Source organism: Streptomyces sp. NRRL B-24085, from assembly GCF_001282115.1.
Taxonomy (GTDB): domain Bacteria; phylum Actinomycetota; class Actinomycetes; order Streptomycetales; family Streptomycetaceae; genus Streptomyces.
Window position 1 is genome coordinate 23,581 of sequence record NZ_LJBR01000067.1, and the last position, 19,070, is coordinate 42,650.

19 protein-coding genes and 1 riboswitch are annotated in these 19,070 nt (G+C 70.9%); of the genes, 7 read left to right on the forward strand and 12 right to left on the reverse strand.

Annotated features, from left to right (window positions below; translation table 11 throughout):
* The first annotated feature begins 115 nt into the window (after nt 1–115).
* From AOJ26_RS10205 to AOJ26_RS10220, 4 genes are all read left to right on the forward strand, one after another.
* Entirely contained in the window at nt 116–616 is a 501-nt protein-coding gene (locus tag AOJ26_RS10205; RefSeq protein WP_053847940.1) for a GNAT family N-acetyltransferase, read from the forward strand.
* Nucleotides 617–638: 22 nt separating this feature from the next.
* Nucleotides 639–798, forward strand: a riboswitch (cobalamin riboswitch).
* Between the two features lie 120 nt (nt 799–918).
* On the forward strand, nt 919–3,291 hold the full coding sequence (locus tag AOJ26_RS10210) for a ribonucleoside-diphosphate reductase subunit alpha (protein ID WP_053847908.1): 2,373 nt from the start codon (nt 919–921) through the stop codon (nt 3,289–3,291).
* Nucleotides 3,291–4,301, forward strand: coding sequence for a ribonucleotide-diphosphate reductase subunit beta (locus tag AOJ26_RS10215; RefSeq protein ID WP_179200266.1), 1,011 nt, complete (start codon nt 3,291–3,293; stop codon nt 4,299–4,301). Before AOJ26_RS10210 ends, AOJ26_RS10215 begins: the two co-directional genes overlap by 1 nt.
* A 70-nt stretch (nt 4,302–4,371) precedes the next feature.
* Nucleotides 4,372–4,851, forward strand: a complete 480-nt coding sequence (locus AOJ26_RS10220; RefSeq protein WP_053847910.1) for a hypothetical protein — start codon at nt 4,372–4,374, stop codon at nt 4,849–4,851.
* Here AOJ26_RS10220 and AOJ26_RS10225 read toward each other — a convergent pair.
* Nucleotides 4,844–5,623, reverse strand: a complete 780-nt coding sequence (locus AOJ26_RS10225) for a hypothetical protein (protein WP_179200267.1) — start codon at nt 5,621–5,623, stop codon at nt 4,844–4,846. The genes AOJ26_RS10220 and AOJ26_RS10225 overlap by 8 nt on opposite strands.
* 27 nt (nt 5,624–5,650) lie before the next feature.
* Nucleotides 5,651–5,821, reverse strand: a complete 171-nt coding sequence (locus tag AOJ26_RS43440) for a hypothetical protein (protein ID WP_159044255.1) — start codon at nt 5,819–5,821, stop codon at nt 5,651–5,653.
* Nucleotides 5,822–5,913: 92 nt separating this feature from the next.
* Here AOJ26_RS43440 and AOJ26_RS10230 point away from each other — a divergent pair, with 92 nt between their 5' ends.
* Entirely contained in the window at nt 5,914–6,876 is a 963-nt protein-coding gene (locus tag AOJ26_RS10230; RefSeq protein ID WP_053847912.1) for a GlxA family transcriptional regulator, read from the forward strand.
* Nucleotides 6,877–6,880: 4 nt separating this feature from the next.
* Here the strand turns inward: AOJ26_RS10230 and AOJ26_RS10235 are convergent, their stop codons facing one another.
* The 10 genes from AOJ26_RS10235 to AOJ26_RS10280 all read right to left on the reverse strand — a co-directional run bounded on the left by AOJ26_RS10235 (nt 6,881) and on the right by AOJ26_RS10280 (nt 16,893).
* The gene (locus tag AOJ26_RS10235) at nt 6,881–8,251 is read right to left on the reverse strand and encodes a cytochrome P450 (protein WP_053847913.1); all 1,371 of its coding nucleotides are present in this window, start codon (nt 8,249–8,251) and stop codon (nt 6,881–6,883) included.
* Complete coding sequence (gene cyc1, locus AOJ26_RS10240) at nt 8,248–9,333, reverse strand: epi-isozizaene synthase (protein ID WP_086724091.1); 1,086 nt, start codon at nt 9,331–9,333, stop codon at nt 8,248–8,250. Before cyc1 ends, AOJ26_RS10235 begins: the two co-directional genes overlap by 4 nt.
* Nucleotides 9,334–9,614: 281 nt before the next feature.
* Nucleotides 9,615–10,265, reverse strand: a complete 651-nt coding sequence (gene def, locus AOJ26_RS10245) for a peptide deformylase (RefSeq protein WP_053847915.1) — start codon at nt 10,263–10,265, stop codon at nt 9,615–9,617.
* Nucleotides 10,266–10,392: 127 nt separating this feature from the next.
* Nucleotides 10,393–11,397: a tetratricopeptide repeat protein gene (locus AOJ26_RS10250; RefSeq protein WP_053847916.1), complete on the reverse strand. Its 1,005-nt coding sequence runs from the start codon at nt 11,395–11,397 to the stop codon at nt 10,393–10,395.
* 104 nt (nt 11,398–11,501) lie between these two features.
* Nucleotides 11,502–12,770 carry an HD-GYP domain-containing protein gene (locus AOJ26_RS10255; RefSeq protein WP_053847917.1) on the reverse strand — a complete coding sequence of 423 codons (1,269 nt, stop codon included), beginning with the start codon at nt 12,768–12,770 and terminating at the stop codon, nt 11,502–11,504.
* On the reverse strand, nt 12,767–14,074 hold the full coding sequence (locus tag AOJ26_RS10260; RefSeq protein WP_053847918.1) for an HD-GYP domain-containing protein: 1,308 nt from the start codon (nt 14,072–14,074) through the stop codon (nt 12,767–12,769). The genes AOJ26_RS10255 and AOJ26_RS10260 overlap by 4 nt, the downstream gene beginning before the upstream one ends.
* 124 nt (nt 14,075–14,198) lie before the next feature.
* Entirely contained in the window at nt 14,199–14,501 is a 303-nt protein-coding gene (rsrA, locus tag AOJ26_RS10265) for a mycothiol system anti-sigma-R factor (protein ID WP_053847919.1), read from the reverse strand.
* Complete coding sequence (sigR, locus tag AOJ26_RS10270) at nt 14,498–15,181, reverse strand: RNA polymerase sigma factor SigR (protein ID WP_053847920.1); 684 nt, start codon at nt 15,179–15,181, stop codon at nt 14,498–14,500. The genes rsrA and sigR overlap by 4 nt, the downstream gene beginning before the upstream one ends.
* Before the next feature lie 256 nt (nt 15,182–15,437).
* Complete coding sequence (locus AOJ26_RS10275; protein WP_053847921.1) at nt 15,438–16,076, reverse strand: alpha/beta family hydrolase; 639 nt, start codon at nt 16,074–16,076, stop codon at nt 15,438–15,440.
* Nucleotide 16,077: 1 nt separating this feature from the next.
* Complete coding sequence (locus tag AOJ26_RS10280) at nt 16,078–16,893, reverse strand: SOS response-associated peptidase (RefSeq protein WP_053847922.1); 816 nt, start codon at nt 16,891–16,893, stop codon at nt 16,078–16,080.
* 50 nt (nt 16,894–16,943) lie between these two features.
* Here AOJ26_RS10280 and AOJ26_RS10285 point away from each other — a divergent pair, with 50 nt between their 5' ends.
* Both AOJ26_RS10285 and aroA read left to right on the forward strand, forming a co-directional pair.
* A complete protein-coding gene (locus tag AOJ26_RS10285) occupies nt 16,944–17,657 on the forward strand; it encodes a M50 family metallopeptidase (protein ID WP_053847923.1) in 714 nt (237 codons plus the stop codon).
* Between the two features lie 84 nt (nt 17,658–17,741).
* Nucleotides 17,742–19,067: a 3-phosphoshikimate 1-carboxyvinyltransferase gene (gene aroA, locus AOJ26_RS10290; protein WP_053847924.1), complete on the forward strand. Its 1,326-nt coding sequence runs from the start codon at nt 17,742–17,744 to the stop codon at nt 19,065–19,067.
* Nucleotides 19,068–19,070 lie beyond the last annotated feature (3 nt).

The window sequence follows — 19,070 nt, forward strand, 5'->3', positions numbered from 1 at the left end:
CGGGGCTGCATCGATGTGCGGCTCCGCCCCGTGGGCGCGACCAGCCACGACGAACCGGCAGCGGGCCACCGAGAGCACCCCCCTCGGCGGCCCGCTTTCGTGCACACTCACCCGCATGGACATACTGATCCGCCCCGCAGAACCCACCGACTACGAGCCCCTCGGCGAGATCACCGCCCACGCCTACCTGAACGACGGCCTCCTGGCCTTCGGCGGCAAGGACGACTGGTACTTCCAGGAACTCAAGAACGTGGCCCAGCGAGCGGAAACCGCAGAGGTCCTGGTGGCCGCGGCGGACGACCGGATCCTCGGCGGAGTCACCTACGTCCCCTCCGGCGGCCCCCTGGCCGAGCTCGCCCGCCCCGGAGAGGCGGAGATCCGCATGCTCGCCGTGGCCCACGAGGCCCGCGGCAGAGGCGTCGGACAGGCCCTCGTGCGGGCCTGCGTCGACCGCGCGGCGGCCTCGGGCTCGGACCTCGTCCTGTGCACCCAGCCCACCATGCACACGGCCCACCGCCTCTACGAGCGGCTCGGCTTCCTCCGCGTTCCCGAGCGCGACTGGCATCCGGTGCCCGGCGACGACTTCACGCTCCTCACCTACAAGTTGACGCTCTGAAGTCACCGCGACACAACATATGGGCCTGCTTTCCTCACCCGGCACAAGATGTATGCTCATGCTCGCTGTCGCCGCAGGGGAATCCGGTGTGAATCCGGAACTGTCCCGCAACGGTGTACTCATGCGTGCATAGCCGCACATGAGCGTCAGTCCGAGGACCTGCCGACAGTACGCCCGGCCGCAGTGGCCCGGGTGTTCCGACGTCCGGGCCTCGTGGAATGGGCCGGTGGACGCGACGCCGTGCGCGCTCGTGTGCTGCCCCCTGCCCTCAAGGCCCCGTGCCCAGCGAGGGAGAGCCCCACGTGACCATCGCGCCGGCCGATCCGGCTTCAGCGACCACCCCGGTGGACGAGGACGGTCCCGGAACCGCCCTGCTGCGGACCCTGACCGCGCTGACCGCCGACCTCCCCGACACCGACCCGGGACGAGTCGCCGCCGCCGCGCTGCGCGGCCGGTCCGCGCGGGGGACCTCCGCCGAGATGATCGCGGAGCTGCGCGAGCTGGCCACCGAGGCGGCGGCCGGTCTCATCTCCGAGGACCCCGCCTACAGCAGGCTGGCGGCCCGGCTGCTGACCATCGGCATCGCGGCCGAGGCCGCCTCGCAGGGCGTCACCTCGTTCACCGGGTCGGTCGCCGTCGGCCACCGCGAGGGCCTGATCGCCGACCGGACCGCGGAGTTCGTGCGGGTCCACGGCGAGCGGCTCGACGCGCTGGTCGACACCGGGGCCGACGACCGCTTCGGCTACTTCGGCCTGCGCACCCTGCACAGCAGGTACCTGCTGCGGCACCCGATAACCCGCAAGGTCATCGAGACGCCCCAGCACTTCATGCTCCGGGTGGCCGCCGGCCTCGCCGAGGACGACACCGTGCACGCCCTGGACGAGGTCGCCGCGCTCTACGGCCTCATGAGCCGCCTCGACTACCTCCCCTCCTCCCCCACCCTCTTCAACTCCGGCACACGGCACCCCCAGATGTCGTCCTGCTACCTCCTGGACTCCCCGAAGGACGAGCTCGACTCCATCTACGACCGCTACCACCAGGTCGCCCGCCTCTCGAAGCACGCCGGAGGCATCGGCATCGCGTACTCCCGCATCCGCTCCCGCGGTTCGCTGATCCGCGGCACCAACGGGCACTCCAACGGCATCGTCCCGTTCCTGAAGACGCTGGACGCGAGTGTCGCCGCCGTGAACCAGGGCGGCCGGCGCAAGGGCGCGGCCGCGGTCTACCTGGAGACCTGGCACTCCGACATCGAGGAGTTCCTGGAGCTGCGGGACAACACCGGTGAGGACGCCCGCCGTACGCACAACCTGAACCTCGCGCACTGGGTGCCGGACGAGTTCATGCGCCGGGTGAACGCGGACGCCGACTGGTCCCTCTTCTCGCCGGCCGACGTGCCCGAGCTGGTCGACCTGTGGGGCGAGGAGTTCGACACGGCGTACCGGGCGGCCGAGCGAAAGGGGCTCGCGAAGAAGACCATCCCCGCCCGTGACCTCTACGGCCGGATGATGCGCACCCTCGCGCAGACCGGCAACGGCTGGATGACCTTCAAGGACGCCGCCAACCGCACCGCCAACCAGACGGCCCTGCCCGGCCACACGGTCCACTCCTCCAATCTGTGCACGGAGATCCTGGAGGTCACGGACGACGGGGAGACGGCGGTCTGCAACCTGGGGTCGGTGAACCTCGGGGCGTTCGTCGACACGGCGACCGCCGACATCGACTGGGAGCGGCTGGACGCCACCGTCCGCACCGCCGTGACCTTCCTCGACCGGGTCGTCGACATCAACTTCTACCCGACCGAGCAGGCCGGACGGTCCAACGCCAAGTGGCGCCCGGTCGGCCTGGGCGCGATGGGCCTCCAGGACGTCTTCTTCCAGCTGCGGCTGCCCTTCGACTCCCCCGAGGCCAAGGCGCTCTCCACCCGGATCGCCGAGCGGATCATGCTCGCCGCCTACGAGGCCTCCGCCGACCTCGCCGAGCGCAACGGCCCGCTGCCCGCCTGGGAGAAGACCCGTACGGCACAGGGTGTCCTGCACCCGGACCACTACGCCACGGACCTCGCCTGGCCCGAGCGCTGGGCGGCGCTGCGCGAGCGCATGGCCACCACGGGCCTGCGCAACAGCCTGCTGCTCGCCATCGCGCCCACGGCCACCATCGCCTCGATCGCCGGGGTGTACGAGTGCATCGAGCCGCAGGTCTCCAACCTGTTCAAGCGCGAGACTCTGTCCGGCGAGTTCCTCCAGGTCAACTCCTATCTGGTGAACGACCTCAAGGCACTGGGCGTCTGGGACGCCCGCACCCGTGAGGCGCTGCGCGAGGCGAACGGCTCGGTGCAGGACTTCGCGTGGATCCCCGAGGACGTACGGGCGCTGTACCGGACGGCGTGGGAGATCCCGCAGCGCGGCCTGATCGACATGGCGGCGGCGCGGACCCCGTTCCTCGACCAGTCCCAGTCCCTGAACCTGTTCCTGGAGACGCCGACCATCGGCAAGCTCTCCTCGATGTACGCGTACGCCTGGAAGTCCGGGCTGAAGACGACGTACTACCTGCGCTCGCGCCCGGCGACCCGTATCGCGCGTGCCGCTCAGGCATCGGCCCCGGTGCCGGTCCAGCAGACCGCCGACGCCGTCGCCTGCTCCCTGGAAAACCCCGAGTCCTGCGAGGCCTGCCAGTGATGTCCACCACCCAGAACCTGCTCGACCCGGGCTTCGAGCTGACCCTGCGCCCCATGCGCTACCCGGACTTCTACGAGCGCTACCGGGACGCGATCAAGAACACCTGGACCGTCGAGGAGGTCGACCTCCACTCGGACGTCGCCGACCTGGCGAAGCTGTCCCCGGCGGAGCAGCACCTGATCGGCCGGCTGGTCGCGTTCTTCGCGACGGGCGACTCGATCGTGGCGAACAACCTGGTGCTGACCCTGTACAAGCACATCAACTCCCCCGAGGCGCGCCTGTACCTGAGCAGGCAGCTCTTCGAGGAGGCCGTCCACGTCCAGTTCTATCTGACACTCCTGGACACCTACCTCCCCGACCCGCAGGACCGGGCGGCGGCCTTCGACGCCGTCGAGAACATCCCCTCGATCCGCGAGAAGGCCGAGTTCTGCTTCAAGTGGATCAACGAGGTCGAGAAGCTGGACCGCCTGGAGTCCCAGGCCGACCGCCGCCGCTTCCTGCTCAACCTGATCTGCTTCGCCGCGTGCATCGAGGGCCTCTTCTTCTACGGCGCCTTCGCCTACGTCTACTGGTTCCGCAGCCGGGGTCTGCTGCACGGCCTGGCGACCGGCACCAACTGGGTGTTCCGCGACGAGACCATGCACATGTCGTTCGCCTTCGACGTGGTCGACACCGTCCGCAAGGAGGAGCCCGAGCTCTTCGACGACCGGCTCCAGCAGCAGGTCACCGACATGCTGGCGGAGGCGGTCGAGGCGGAGCTCCAGTTCGCCCGGGACCTGTGCGGCGACGGCCTGCCGGGCATGAACACCGAGTCGATGCGGCAGTACCTGGAGTGCGTCGCCGACCAGCGTCTGACGCGCCTCGGTTTCGCCCCGGTGTACGGCTCGGAGAACCCGTTCTCCTTCATGGAGCTCCAGGGCGTCCAGGAGCTGACCAACTTCTTCGAGCGGCGTCCGTCCGCGTACCAGGTGGCCGTGGAGGGCACGGTCGACCTGGACGAGGATTTCTGACGGGTTCGCTTCAAAACTCGGTGGATCCGGGTACGCGTGCGGCACGTCTCATCGACGAGGAGGCCACCCCATGCGCCCTGCGACCCACCGCACCGCCCTCGCCCTGGCGGCACTGACCCTGCTGCTCGCGGGGTGCGGGACCGAGGCCGGAAACGAAGGGGGCGGCGGCGACACCGTGTCGCCGTCGCCCTCGTCGTCGCCCTCGTCCGCGTCACCGTCGTCCTCACCGTCACCGGAGTGCGCGCCCGGCGGGGAGCTGGACGCCGGTGACAACGGCAGCACGGTGTGCCTCGCGGTGGGCGACACCGTCCGCGTATCGCTGGACGGCACGAGGAGCCGCCCCTGGGAACCGGTCGCCGTCGAGGGCGGCGGCCTGGAGGCCGCCAACAGCGGGATCGTCCTGCTGCCGGGGGACGCGAGTGCCGCGTACGAGGCGGTCTCGGCCGGCCGGACGGAGCTGAGTTCCCAGCGTCCCCTGTGCGCGACCGGGACCGGCCGGGTCTCCTGCAAGGGCGTTCAGGAGTGGCGGGTCACCGTGCTGGTCACCTGAGCGCGACCGCGTCCCCGGCCGACACCTTCAGCGAGGTCGTCGTGGTGCCGGGGAAGTACCAGCGCCAGCTGCCGGCCGACGTGGCGGTCACCGTGGTGCTGAGCCGGCCCAGGTTGTCGGTCTTCACGGTCTTGACCGTGGCGTAGTGGGCGGCGCCGGCCGCGCGGAACTGGAGCCTGACGGACTGGCCCGGGTAGCCGTGGTACTTCAGGTCCTCCCAGTTGGCCCGGGAGAGCTTGCCCTTGACGGTGAGCTTGGCACCCTTGGCGACGGGTTCCGGGGTCGCGTCCGTGGTGAGCTGGGCGGCGCGCTTGACCCTGTACTCGGCGATGCGATCCGAGATCCAGTAGTCGCCGTCGTTCGCCTTGACGGTGGCGTTGACCGCCCAAGTACCGGCGGACTTGTTGCTGTCGGCGTCGCTGTAGCCGGGGATCCACTCCGGGGTGATCCTCATCGTGGCCGTGCACACCGAGGTGGTCGACGACTTCTTCACGCACGAGCTGCCGACCCACTCGGCGAAGCCACCGCCTTCGTGAGCGGACATGCTGTAGGTGCTGACGTGCGAGAGCCCCTTGACCCCCGAGTCGTCCTTGATCGTGATGGCGACCGGGTAGTCGATGACCCTGGCCGTCCCGACGATGACGCTGTTGCCCTTGTTCACGACGGTCCTGGTGACCCTGATGTCACCCTCGCCCTCGGCATGGGCGCCGGTGGCCGTGAGCAGGGTCAGGGCTGCCGCCCCGCCTGCCACGGCCCACAGTCTGTGTCTCATGTTCCTCCCCTGTTGATCCAGGAGAGATTAGACCGTTCGAGCGGTCCGGTGTGCGGCCCGGTACTCGCGTGCCTTCCTGATCTGACGGTCGACGCGCTTGTCGTGCACGATCCCGATCACCGAGGGGAGGATCAGGAGGACGAAGATGGCGAAAACAGTCAGCATGGCGATCAGTCCTTCTGTCTGCGCTGAGGTCATGTCACTACTGTCGCGCCGCAGACTCCTTACAAACAGTGGCAGGACTGCCGCACACCCTCGATTTACTGCCAGCTGTGAGGCACACTGGCAGCATGCTGGAGAACGTGGCCGCCGTCGTCCTGGACGGTGTGAACCCCTTCGAGCTCGGTGTCGTCTGCGAGGTCTTCGGGACCGACCGCAGTGACGACGGACTGCCCGTGTACGACTTCGCGGTCGTCTCGGCCGAGGGCCCCCGGCTGTCCTCCCGGTCGGGCTTCGCCCTGCACGTCGAACACGGCCTGGAGCGGCTGGAGTCGGCCGACCTGATCACCGTGCCGGCCTGCGCCGGCTACGAGACGCGGGACTTCCCGCCCGAGCTGCTCGAGGCGCTGCGGAGCGCGGTCGGCCGCGGGGCCCGGGTGCTCAGCGTGTGCTCCGGCGTCTTCGTGCTCGCCGCGGCCGGCCTGCTCGACGGCCGGCGCTGCACCGTGCACTGGCACCACGCGGAGGAACTGGCGCGTGCGTACCCCCGGCTGACCGTCGAGCCGGACGTCCTCTACGTCGACGAGGACCCGGTGATCACCTCCGCGGGCACCGCCGCCGGCATCGACGCCTGTCTGCACATCGTGCGCAAGGAACAGGGCACCGAGGTCGCCAACAAGATCGCCCGGCGCATGGTCGTACCGCCGCACCGGGACGGCGGCCAGGCGCAGTACATCGAGCGGCCGCTGCCCCGGTCCAAGTGCGACACCGTCGGCGAGGTGCTCGTGTGGATGGAGCAGCACCTTGACGAGGAGGTCACCGTCGAGCAGCTCGCCGAGCGCGCGCACATGTCCCCGCGCACCTTCGCCCGCCGCTTCCAGCAGGAGACGGGGACGACTCCCTACCGCTGGATCCTGCGCCAGCGCGTGCTGCTGGCCCAGCGGCTGCTGGAGGCGACGGACGAGACGGTGGACGCGATCGCGGGCCGTACCGGGTTCGGCACCGCGGCCGCGCTGCGCCACCAGTTCCTGCGCGCGGTGGGCACCACCCCGAACGCCTACCGGCGCACCTTCCAGGGGCCGGAGGCGGCCTGACCGGTCACCGGGGCACCGGCCGCACCAGGAGCCGGTTCGGCCGCAGGGTGATGCCCGGCCGGGGGGTGTCGTCCGAGCCGGGCGCCTGCTCGAAGCGGTACTTCCGGGCCAGCGCCGCCGTGAGCAGCGTGAGCTGGGCCATCGAGAAGTGGTCGCTCGGGCACTTGCGGTTGCCGGTGCTGAACGGGCTCATGGCGTGTTTCGGAACCGACTTGGCCCGTTCGGGACTCCAGCGCAGCGGGTCGAAAGCGGCGCTGTCGTCGAAGGACTTCGCATCGCGCTGGATCGCGTACGGGCTGTAGACGATGTCGGCCCCGGCCGGAATGCGATAGCCACCGAGTTCGGTGTCCCGTACCGCCCGCCGCGTCAATATCCATACCGCCGGCCACAAACGCATGGTCTCGACCACTACATAGTTCGTGTACCTGAGAGACCGTACGTCCTCGAATGCCACGGGACGGCCACCGGTGACCGATTCGACTTCCGCACACACCTTGTCCGCGTGTTCCGGATGTTCGGCGAGCACCTGAAGCAGCCACATGATCGTGGACGCGACGGTTTCGCCGCCGGGGGTGAGTATCGCGACGACCTGGTCGTGGATCTCCTGTTCACCTATGGGGTCGCCATTCGCGTCCTTGGCCTCCAGCAATGCCGTCAGCAAATCGTCCGGCTTTTGACCGGATGCCCGGCGTTCGGCAACGATCTCGTCGACCACGAGATGCAGATCGGCCAACGCGCGGTTGAATGCGAGGTTGGCCGGCAGCGGCAGTCGGTACAGCGGACCCGCGGGTATCACCATCCGCCGGTACATCCCCCGGAAGACGGTCGTGAGCGCGACACACAGCCGCTCGGCGCGCTCGTCCATGTAGTCGCCGCGCAGCAGACAGCGGGCCGCGATCCGCACGGCCACCCGGAAGGACTCCAGGGTGGCGTCGACCGTCTCGCCGGGCTGCCAGCGCTCGGCCAGGGCCTGCGCCTCCTCCTCCATGATCGGCCCGTACGCCGGTATCGCGTCGAGCCGGAACGCGGGCTGGATGATGCGCCGCTGACGCCGGTGCTGGGGGCCGTTCGCGGTGGCCACGCCTTCCTTGCCGACCAGCCCCTCCAGGGACTCCCACAGCGGCCCGGCGATGATGAAGTCGGGGTTGAGGGCCACGGCCCCGGTCAGTTCCGGGGTGGTGGGCGCGTACACCGTCTTGGGGCCGAGCCGGAGGCGGACGACGTCCCCGTGCCGCCGCAGCCCGGCCAGGAAGGTCAGCGGGTCGCGGGCCAGGCGCAGGCCGTGGCCGAGGACGGGGACGCCCCCGCCTGCGATCGGCGGCTCACCCGACCCGGGAGCCATCGTGGTTCCGGGTTTCACGGATTCGACGGTCATTTCTCACCTGCCGCTTCGTTGTTGACGTACGGGGGCGTGGACCGGTCGTCCCAGCTTTCGACCATGTAACGGCCGGACTCGTGGTGGAACCAGTAGACGGTGCTGAACCAGTTGCGCATATTGCGGACGCAGGCCCGGACGGCGGTGCTCAGTTCCTTTCCCCGCACGGTGCCGTCATCGAGACCGGCGGCGAACCGAAGGGCGTCGGACTCGGCCACGAGGAATGCGTCCACGCATTTCTCGATCAGCCGCCGTATTTCCCGGACCGCCTCTTCGAGGGTCAGCCCCTCGTGCTTGATGAGACTGATGCCGAGATTGTGGACCTCATCTCCCGCTATTTCCTTGGGGAGTGAACAGAGGTCGTTGTACCAGGCGGCGAATTCCTGGCTCAGCAGCGCCGCCCGCCGGTATGCCGAGTTTTTCCGCACCCACTCCGGGAGTTCACACCCCGCGCTCGCCTCCAGCAGATCCGTCCAGATCCAGTGCGCGAAGGTGAGGCGGCGCAGTGCCAGGTATTCCTCGACCGTGGGGATGACTCCCTTGGTGCGATTGCGGAATTCCCGGTCGTAGGCCTCGATCACGTCGTGGAAGTGCCCGGCGAACCGGGTGTTCCACGTCTGCGGCAGGAACGAGTACAGCCGCACCATGCTGTCGGCGAAGGCGGCGACCAGCGGATCCTCGTGGTGCAGGTGGTCCCGTGGCGAGTCGAGCGCCGCGTGCAACCGGAACCTCAGCCGCCGCCACGCGCCCGGACGGCGGTGGACGATGTCACGGTCGTGCCGGTCGTCCCAGACGAAGAACCACGCGCTGTAGTCCGCTATCGCCTGGAGGACCTCGTCGGGGGCACCGAGGTAGTACCCCGCCATGAGGTCCGTGTAGCACAGTCCGTCGGCATATTCGGCAACCTTGTCCGCCGGCATGAGCCGTTTTTCCAGAAGCCAGGTCCGGGTCTTCTCCTGGAGCCTGGGCCAATACGGATGCAGTTGCCTGGGAAACGCTGCCTCGATCACCGGGAGGGAGAGCGACGGTGGAACCGCGATCGCCGTCGGCGTCGATGTGGTGCTGTGTGGGAAAGCAGGCACGAACAAACCCCTTCCAGCCGCCAGTTGGCGCACGCCCCTGCCGCTGAACCGGGCGTGCGCCGTTGCGTATCCCCGCACTTCCTATTCAGCACCACAACTGACCATTCTGGGAACGGATTTGCTTCATTCACTACCCCACAGTGTCGAGATCCTCCCCATGTGTGACTCGAATCGGATCACGAAGTGAGCACATCCGATCGAACGTGCGACGCACATGCGAACGGCGCCTGTTCGGGGAGTGACTCCTGAACAGGCGCCGTGCGCGCGGGGGTTGCGTGACGTCAGTCGTTGGCGACCACGGGGTAGCGGGGCTCGTTCTCGGCCATCTGCCGCAGCGCCTCCTTGCGTTCACGCTTGGAGAGCCGGTCGATGTAGAGGTAGCCGTAGAGGTGGTCGGTCTCGTGCTGCAGACACCGGGCGAAGTAGCCGGTGCCGCGGACCTTGACCGGGTTGCCCTTCTCGTCCTGCCCGGTGACCTCGGCGTAGTCGGGACGGGCGAGCGGCGCGTACGCGGTGGGCACCGAGAGGCAGCCCTCGTTGCTGTCGTCGAGCCGGCGCCGGTCGGCGGGCAGGTCCACGAGCTTCGGGTTGCAGACGACACCCACGTGCCGCCGGCCCTCGTCGTCCTGGCAGTCGTACACGAAGACCTTCAGGTCGACGCCGATCTGGTTGGCGGCCAGGCCGACGCCCTCGGCGGTGCGCTGGCTGGCGAACATGTCCGCCACCAGCTGGTCGAGCTCCTCGCCGAACTCCGTGACGTCCTTGCACTCCTTGTGCAGCACGGGGTTCCCGACGACGGTGATGGGCCGCGAGGTGCCGCGCTCACGCCAGGCGTTCTCCCGCTCCTCGGTGTCCTCGGTGTCGATGACGAATCCCTCGTCGTCGACGGGGAGCACGCCCGCGTGCTGCTGATCGGTGTCCTGCTGGGCCATGACCGACGGTGCCTTCCTCAAACAAGAACAGGGGGTAGCTGCGCATACAGGGTACGGGGAGCTTGCTTTTCAGGGGTGCGGGGAACTGCGCGACAAGCCCCCACCGGACCCGCACCCGGCCAACGACCTAGCAGACCTCTTCCAGATCCCGCCAGTCACGGGAATCCGGGCTGTCCGCGACCCACCCGTCCAGCAACCCCCGGACCAGCGAAGCCGGCGCGGCCACCCCGCACTCCCGCTCCGGCACCCAGAGCTGCCCGTCGGTGCGGTGCCCCAGCGGCCCGGGATGCCCCGGCTCACTGTGGTCGTGCGGATCGAGATGCTCCCCGTCGCCCTCGTCGGACGGCATCCGCGACTCGGAGCACATCCGGCACAGCAGCCGTACCGACGACGACCAGTCCTCCGCCGCGAACCCGGCGTCGGCCGCGAGCTGCTCCAGCGCGTCCCGGTCGGCCTCGGTGGCCGCCTCCAGGAGGACCACCCAGGTGGGCACGGGCGAGGGCGCCCACAGCTCGATCTCGTCGAAGACGGGGTAGGCGTGCCCGGCCGCCGTGGTCCGCTCGCCGTGCGGCACCCCGTCGTGCAGCACGACCTCGCCCCAGCGCCGCCCCGAGGACGGCAGCGGAATGGACAGCACCTCGATGCGGGCGGGGTCCAGCCGCCGCCCCCAGACCACCTCGGCCTCGCCCTCGGGGGACAGCCGTACGGCCGCGCTGCCGAGGTCCATGCCGAGCGGCTCCCCGGACGCGGTCGCTCCCCCGGCCTTCGGCCGGGAGGTGCCCCCGGGCACCCGCAGCCCGTACGCCTGCCAGGCGCGCCGGGCCAGCGGCCAGTCCTGGAGCGCGGTCGCGGCGATGCCGACGTTCCACCAGTCGGGCGCCCCGGTCTCCCGGTCGAGCAGGGCCACGGCCCGCAGTCCCGCGGCCCGCGCCTGCTCCCAGTCGTGCCGGAACTTGTGCAGCAGGGCGAGGTTGAACCAGGACTCCGACAGCCACGGCTCCAGGTCCGCGGCACGTGTCAGCAGCGCGCCCGCGTCCTCGTACCGACCGTCGCCGATCAGCGTGAACGCGCGGTCCGTGGCCTGCCGCCAGGAGGCGGAGGGCCGGTGCCGTCCCTTGCCGAAGATCCTCACGATTCCCGCCTGCCGGTTCCGTCGAGTGGGCTGGCTGTGCCCCCGGGCACCCTCTCTCCCGCATCCAACCACGTGTGCTCGGAAGGGCGCTCATTACCCATGGGTTACCCCGTCACGGGCGAGGTCAGACAGTCTCTCGACAGCACCCGGGCCAGCGCTTCCACGACCTCCGGAGCGTAGTCCCCCGCGGTGCCCAGGCGCAGCTCCTCCAGCGCGGTCAGCGGCCCGCCGGGTCCGGCGTCCCGCGCCTTCTCCTCGTAGGCGTTCACCGCCCGCACGATCCGGGCGGCCAGCGGCTGCTCCCGGCAGGGGTCGGCCTGCCGCTCCACGACCACGGCGACGGCCGCGTCGACGCCCGTCTGCCGGACGACGGCCCCGCCGAGGAGGGCGATGCGGCGCTGTTCGGCCGGCGGCAGGGCGGCGGTGGCGCCCGCGGGCACCGGGTCCACGAGGCTGAGCTGGCCGATGTCGTGCATGAGTGCGGCGTACTCCAGGACGGTGAGTTCGGGCCGGGACAGTCCCAGGTCGCGCCCGACCTCCCGGCTGAGCGCGGCGACCCTGCGGGCGTGCCCGGCGGGCGTGTACCCGGCGATCTCGGTGGCGCGGGCGAGGGAGGCGATGGTCTGCCGGTAGGTGGAGCGGACGGCGGCGTACCGGCGGACGGAGAGCTGGGTGAGCAGCAGCGGCACGGAGAAGACGGGCAGCGCCCACAGCCCCGCGACGGCGACCGCGAGCGCCATGACGGCCCCGGTGGCGACGACGGCGGACCCGATGCCGAGCAGGGCCCGCAGCTCGTCCCGGAGCAGCGGGCCGAACGGCCAGCGGGTGCGGGAGTGCGCGAGGGCGGCCGCGAGCACCGCGTCGCACAGCGCGGTGAGCGAGAGCAGGGCGAGCAGGAGCAGGGCGTAGGCGGGGCCGCTCCACTGGGCGAACGTGCCCTGGTTGTACAGGGGTTGGAAGCACACGGCGGCGAACCCGACGGTGAGGACGCGGCGGGCCGACTGGTCGGCGGTGGGCCCCTGCCCGCGCCCGACGTGCGGCACGCTGCCGACGAGGGACGCGGCGAGGACGACGGCGACGACCTGGGCGGCGCCGTGCTGCGTGGGCGTGCCGGCGTTCTCGCCGAGCAGGGCGTACGACAGCGCCCCGGCGGCACCGAGCGGCGCGGCCTCCCTGGCGTGCGGGCCGCTGCGCCGGTTGAGCTCACCGGCGGTGATCAGCACACCGAAGGCGAGGGCGGTGCCGCGCTCCTCGAGACCGGTCCACAGGACGACGGCGAGGGAGCCGAGGGCGAGCAGGGCGGCGGAGCCGTGGACGAGGGCGAGGAGCGGCGGGCGCCGCCGGGGTGGCTTCGGCGCGCCCGGGGCGCTCACCGGCGTACCTCCGGCCGCCCCGCGACGGTCGGCCGGGGGTGCGGCACGCCTGCCTCGTCGGCCGTGACGGCCGGGTGCCAGCCGTGCCGGGCCAGTGCCTGGACGAGGGCCCTCACCATCCGCGGGTCGAACTGGCTGCCCGCGCACCGCTCCAGCTCCTCCAGCGCGGCCCCCACGGGCCGGGCCCGCCGGTAGGAGCGGGTGGAGGTCATCGCGTCGAAGGCGTCGGCGACGGCCACCACCCGGGCCGACTCGGGGATCTGACCGCCCACCAGTCCGTACGGGTAGCCGCTGCCGTCCAGCCGCTCGTGGTGGTGGAGCACGGCGGCCCGCGCCTCCCCGAGGAAGGAGATGCCCCGCACCATCTCGTGCCCGTACTCGGGGTGCAGCTCGATGATCCGCCGCTCCTGCGGGGTCAGCGGCCCGTCCTTCCTGAGCAGCCGGGTCGGCACGCCGAGCTTGCCCACGTCGTGCAGGATGCCGGCGAACCGCAGCATCTCGATGCGGGCGTCGTCCATGCCGAGCTCCCGCGCGATCATCATCGACGCCTGTCCGACCCGCTCGCTGTGCCCGCGCGTGTACTCGTCCTTGATGTCGACGGCCTGCACAAGGGCCCGGATGGTGGCCTGATGGGCGGCGCGCTCCCGGTGGTACTGGGCGAACACCCACCACGACACGCACATCGGCAGCAGCACGAGCAGGGCGGCGACGGGACCGTAGGGGCTGCGCCAGAGCACGGCCGTCATCAGGCCGGCCAGGCCGTGGACGGTGACGGGGGCCAGGGAGCGCAGGAACAGACCGCGCCAGGCCCGCCGTACCGGAATCCGCTCGGCGAGTGCCAGGATCCCGCCGTCCAGCGCGCTCAGCACCAGGCAGAAGGCGAGCACCGCGAGCCCGGCCGGGAGCAGCGCGTACGGGAAGCGGGCGGCGGCGACCGCGTCCCGGCCGCCCATCGCCCCGTGCGCCCACGCGGCCGCCCACACGCTCACCGCGAGCTGCGCGGCCCGCCAGACCCGGCGCAGCCCCCGCGGGCGCCGCTCGACGGGGGACAGCAGCGCCCCCGGCAGCGCCACGAGGGCGGCGGCCGGGGGCGGCAGCAGGAAGGCGCCGGCGAGCAGCACGGGGTGGAAGGTGCCGGCGAACCGCCACCGGGCGGCGGCCCGCTCGCAGCTCGCGTACAGCGCGGCGAGGAGGGCGAGCTCCCACCAGGAGGTGCGGGTGGCCGGCAGCGGCAGCAGACAGAGAAGTGCGGCTGCGGCGACACACGCGACGTACGCACGCGCGCGTGCCGGTACCGCCTCCATGTCGCCCCTCCAGCCCTGTCCGCACAGTTGCGAGGAGCCTAGGACGGTGAGGGGAGGCGGCGCGGGGTGATCACCTGCCGATTAGCACGTTCGAGTGACGCGGGAGCTCTCCGGGAGGGGGAGCTCAGGACTCCTGGGGGGAGGCCGTCACGTCGTGCTCCGGCACCGTCTGTCCGGAGCGGATCAGGTCGAGCCGCCCCAGGACCTTGGCGCGCAGGTCGGTCGGCACGTCGTCCTGACCGCAGCAGCGCTTGACGAGCTTCTTCACGGCCTCTTCGAGGCCGTACTTCTCCAGGCACGGCGAGCACTCGCTGAAGTGCTGCTTGAACTTGGCGCGGTCGACGTCCGGCATCTCGCTGTCGAGGAACTCGTAGAGATGATCGAGTACCTCACTGCAGTCCGTCTCGTGCGGCTCTCCGCAGCTCATGAGCCCGAGCCTTTCGCTTCGTTCGACTCCCCGGCACCGGCCGGGACGAGCCCGCGCTCGCGCGCGTAGTCCTCCAACATGCCGCGCAGTTGACGGCGGCCGCGGTGCAGGCGGGACATCACCGTACCGATGGGTGTCCCCATGATGTCCGCGATCTCCTTGTACGCAAAGCCCTCTACGTCAGCGAGGTAGACGGCGATGCGGAATTCCTCGGGGATCGCCTGCAGCGCTTCCTTCACGTCCGAGTCGGGCAGGTGGTCGAGCGCCTGCGACTCGGCGGAGCGCAGACCGGTCGACATGTGCGACTCGGCACGCGCGAGCTGCCAGTCCTCGATCTCCTCGGCCGCGGAGCGCTGGGGTTCGCGCTGCTTCTTGCGGTACGAGTTGATGAACGTGTTGGTGAGGATCCGGTACAGCCACGCCTTGAGGTTGGTCCCCTCACGGAACTGGTGGAAGGACGCGTACGCCTTGGCGTACGTCTCCTGCACCAGGTCCTCGGCGTCGGCCGGGTTGCGCGTCATGCGCAGGGCGGCCGAGTACATCTGGTCGAGGAATTCGAGCGCGTCCCGCTCGAAGCGCGCGGTGCGCTCCGCGGTCGACTCCGTGCTCGCGCCCTGGCCCTCGGGCAGCTCCGCCTGGCCGTTGTCGGTCCCTGCGTCGATCCCAGTGACCGGACCCACCTCCTCAAGATTCCGGGCAGCAACGAAACCCGTGCCACCGGAATTGGAGGATAGACGACTACCCGTCCCGGCCGCCCCTCGAATCGGGGTGGTCTTGGCCGCATGCAGCACCGTCCAGTCCAGGTCAGCACGGCTGCTGCGGCTCGGGCAGAAGGTAGAACCCATGCGGCGGACTTCCTCTCCTACAACGGTCTGCGCTGTCCTCAGCGCTTCTGTCCGCCTCAACAGAGGTTCGCGGCTCGGCATTCCCGGGGTTTCACCCCAGTGACCCGACCCACTTCACGACCGCGTCCGTGATGACCGTCACGGCCTCGTCCTGGGTGATCGGGGCGCGCTTCGGCACGGCGAAGCCATGGTCGCCGTGGGGCACCTCGGCCAGTTCGAAGGAACCGTCCGGGAACTCCTCCGGCCTCCCGAACGGGTCGTTGCCGCCCTGGACGACCAGGGTGGGCACCCCGGACCCGAGGAGTTCCGCGGCCCGGGACTTCTCCGGCCTGCCCGGCGGGTGCAGCGGGAAGCTCAGGGCGAGGACCGCCGCGGCCCCCAGCTCCACGGCCGTACGGCAGGCGACCCGGGCACCCGCGCTGCGCCCGCCGGAGATCACCGGCAGGCCGGGGCGCGCGAGGGCGGGCCACAGTCCCCGCCATCCCACGTCCAGGGTCTTCGGGGCCGGCGCGAGCTTCTTGCCGGCCACCCGCCAGGGCTGCTCGACCAGCGCCACGCTCACCCCGTGACCGGGGAGCACCCCGGCGAGTGCCTGGAGGTCCCGCGCCTCGATGCCGCCGCCGGCGCCGTGGCCGACGGCCAGCACGAGCCGTGCCTTCCTCGCCGGGTGCCAGGTGATGCGGGCTTCCCCGGCCTCGGTGCCGATGATCTCGGAGGTCTCTTTGGTCACGTCAGAAGAGTGTGCCCTCTTCGGGACCGTCGAGCTCCTTCAGCAGCTCCGGCCCGTTGTTGCGGACGTTGCTGACGGCGGTGCTCACCGGATAGGCCCGCATCAGCCCCTCGGGCGGCGGTGCGAGCAGGGAGCGCAGGTCGTCGAGGTCGGTGCGGGAGGGGTCGAGCCAGGTGTCCCAGCGGTCCGGGGTCAGCATCAGCGGCATCCGGGGGTGGATGTCGGCGAGGGAGCGCGGGCCGTCGGCCGGGGAGACGGCCAGCGGGCCGGTCTCCGCCTCGGTGGTGATCACCGAGCAGGTCGCCCACCAGGCCTGCGGATGGTCGTCGGGCAGGGTCTTGTCCCGCCAGAACTCGTACAGCCCGGCCATCGCGAACACCGAGCCGTCGGCCGGCAGCACGAAGTAGGGCTGCTTGCGCGGCCGCTTCTTCTTCCCCTCGACCTCCAGCTCCCGCTCACCGGCGGCGGTGACCCACTCGTAGTAGCCGTCGGCCGGAATGATGCAGCGGCGGGTGGCGAAGGCCCGCTTGTACGACGGCTTCTCGTGCACGGTCTCCGCGCGCGCGTTGATCATCCGGGCCGCGCCCTCGGGCGTCTTCGACCAGCTCGGGACCAGGCCCCACCTCAGCTTCCGCAGCTGCCGAACCGGCCGCGGGTCCTCGACGTCCTTGAGTGGACGGTCGAGGACGGCATAGACCTCCTTGGTCGGGGCCACGTTGTAGTCGGGCTCCAGGGTCTCCTCGGGTTCCCACTTCTCGATCTCAAAGATTCCTGCGAGATCCTCGGGCCCACGACTGGCTGCATACCGTCCGCACATACGTGCCACACTGCCAGACTCCGTACGCCGAGAGGGAGCCACCGGGAAACATGGACACCAGCACAGCGACCTCTCTCTGGGACGAGGTCACCGGCCTCCAGCCCGACCCCGACCTGTGGGTGGTGCTGGCCACCCTGGTGGCGGCGCTGGCCATAGTGGTCCCGCATCCGCTGTGGCGCCTGTCGCGCAACGCCATCACCATCGCCCACGAGGGCGGTCACGGTCTGGTCGCCCTGCTGACCGGACGTCAGCTCACCGGCATACGCCTGCACTCCGACACCAGCGGCCTCACGGTCAGCCGGGGCAAGCCGACCGGCATCGGCATGATCCTCACCGCCGCGGCCGGGTACACCGCTCCCCCGCTGCTGGGCCTGGGCGGCGCCGCCCTGCTGGCCACCGGCCGCATCACCCTGCTGCTGTGGGCGGCGACGGCCCTGCTGGTGGCGATGCTGGTGATGATCCGCAACGCGTACGGGGCGCTGACGGTGCTGCTCACCGGCGGCACGTTCGTGGTGGTGTCCTGGCTCGCCGGTCCCCAGGTGCAGGCGGCGTTCGCGTACGCGGTGGTGTGGTTCCTGTTGCTGGGCGGGGTGCGTCCCGCTTTCGAGCTACAGGCGAAGCGGACGAGGGGCGGGGCGGGCGACTCGGACGCGGACCAGTTGTCGCGTCTGACGAACGTGCCCGCGGGACTGTGGCTGTTCCTGTTCCACGCGGTGAGCCTGTGCTCGCTGATCGGCGGCGGCAGGTGGCTGCTGGAGGTGTGACGCGGCCCGGAGGGGACGTCACCGTGGCGAGGCGGGCCCCGACGGCGCCGCACCGGGAACCCGGCCCCCTACTAAAGTGACCCCATGGCTTCGAACCCCTCAGACACCGCCCTCTGGCCCGCCCCCCACGCGAGCGCAGCCGTCGACGCGACGGTCCACGTACCGGGGTCGAAGTCAGTCACCAACCGGGCCCTCGTCCTGGCCGCCCTCGCCAGTGAGCCGGGCTGGCTCCGCCGCCCCCTGCGCTCCCGCGACACCCTCCTGATGGCGGCGGCCCTGCGCGAGATGGGCGTGGGCATCGAGGAGGGGGTCGGCCCCGACGGCACCGGGGAGACCTGGCGGGTGCTGCCGGCGGGCCTGCGCGGCCCCGCCACGGTGGACGTCGGCAACGCCGGCACCGTCATGCGCTTCCTCCCTCCCGTCGCCGCCCTGGCCGACGGCCCGGTCGTCTTCGACGGCGACCCGAGGTCGTACGAACGCCCGCTGCACGGCGTGATCGACGCCCTGCGGGTGCTCGGGGCGCGGATCGACGACGACGGCCGCGGCGCGCTGCCGCTCACGGTGCACGGCGGGGGCGCGCTGGACGGCGGGACGGTCGAGATCGACGCGTCCTCCTCGTCCCAGTTCGTCTCGGCGCTGCTGCTCTCCGGCCCGCGCTTCAACCAGGGCGTCGAGGTCCGGCACGTCGGTGCGACCCTGCCGTCGATGCCGCACATCCGGATGACCGTGGACATGCTGCGCGCGGTCGGCGCCCAGGTGGACACCCCGGAGTCGGGCGGCGAGCCGAACGTCTGGCGGGTGACGCCGGGTGCCCTGCTGGGCCGGGACCTCACGATCGAGCCCGACCTCTCCAACGCCCAGCCGTTCCTGGCGGCGGCCCTGGTGACCGGCGGCAAGGTCGTGATCCCGGACTGGCCGGCCCGCACCACCCAGCCCGGTGACCGGCTGCGCGAGATCTTCACCGAGATGGGCGGTTCCTGTGAACTCACCGAGTACGGGCTGGTGTTCACCGGTTCGGGTGGGATCCACGGCATCGATGTCGACCTCGGCGAGGTGGGCGAGCTGACCCCCGGCATCGCGGCCGTGGCGGCGCTCGCGGACTCCCCCTCCACCCTGCGCGGGGTGGCCCACCTGCGCCTGCACGAGACGGACCGGCTGGCCGCGCTCACCAAGGAGATCAACGAACTCGGCGGTGACGTCACCGAGACGGCCGACGGTCTGCACATCCGCCCGCGCCCGCTGCACGGCGGGACCTTCCACACCTACGAGGACCACCGCATGGCCACGGCCGGCGCGGTCATCGGCCTCGCGGTCGAGGGGGTACGGATCGAGAACGTCGCGACGACGGCCAAGACCCTGCCGGACTTCCCCGACATGTGGAGCGGGATGCTCGGGAGCGAGAAGGCGTAGGGG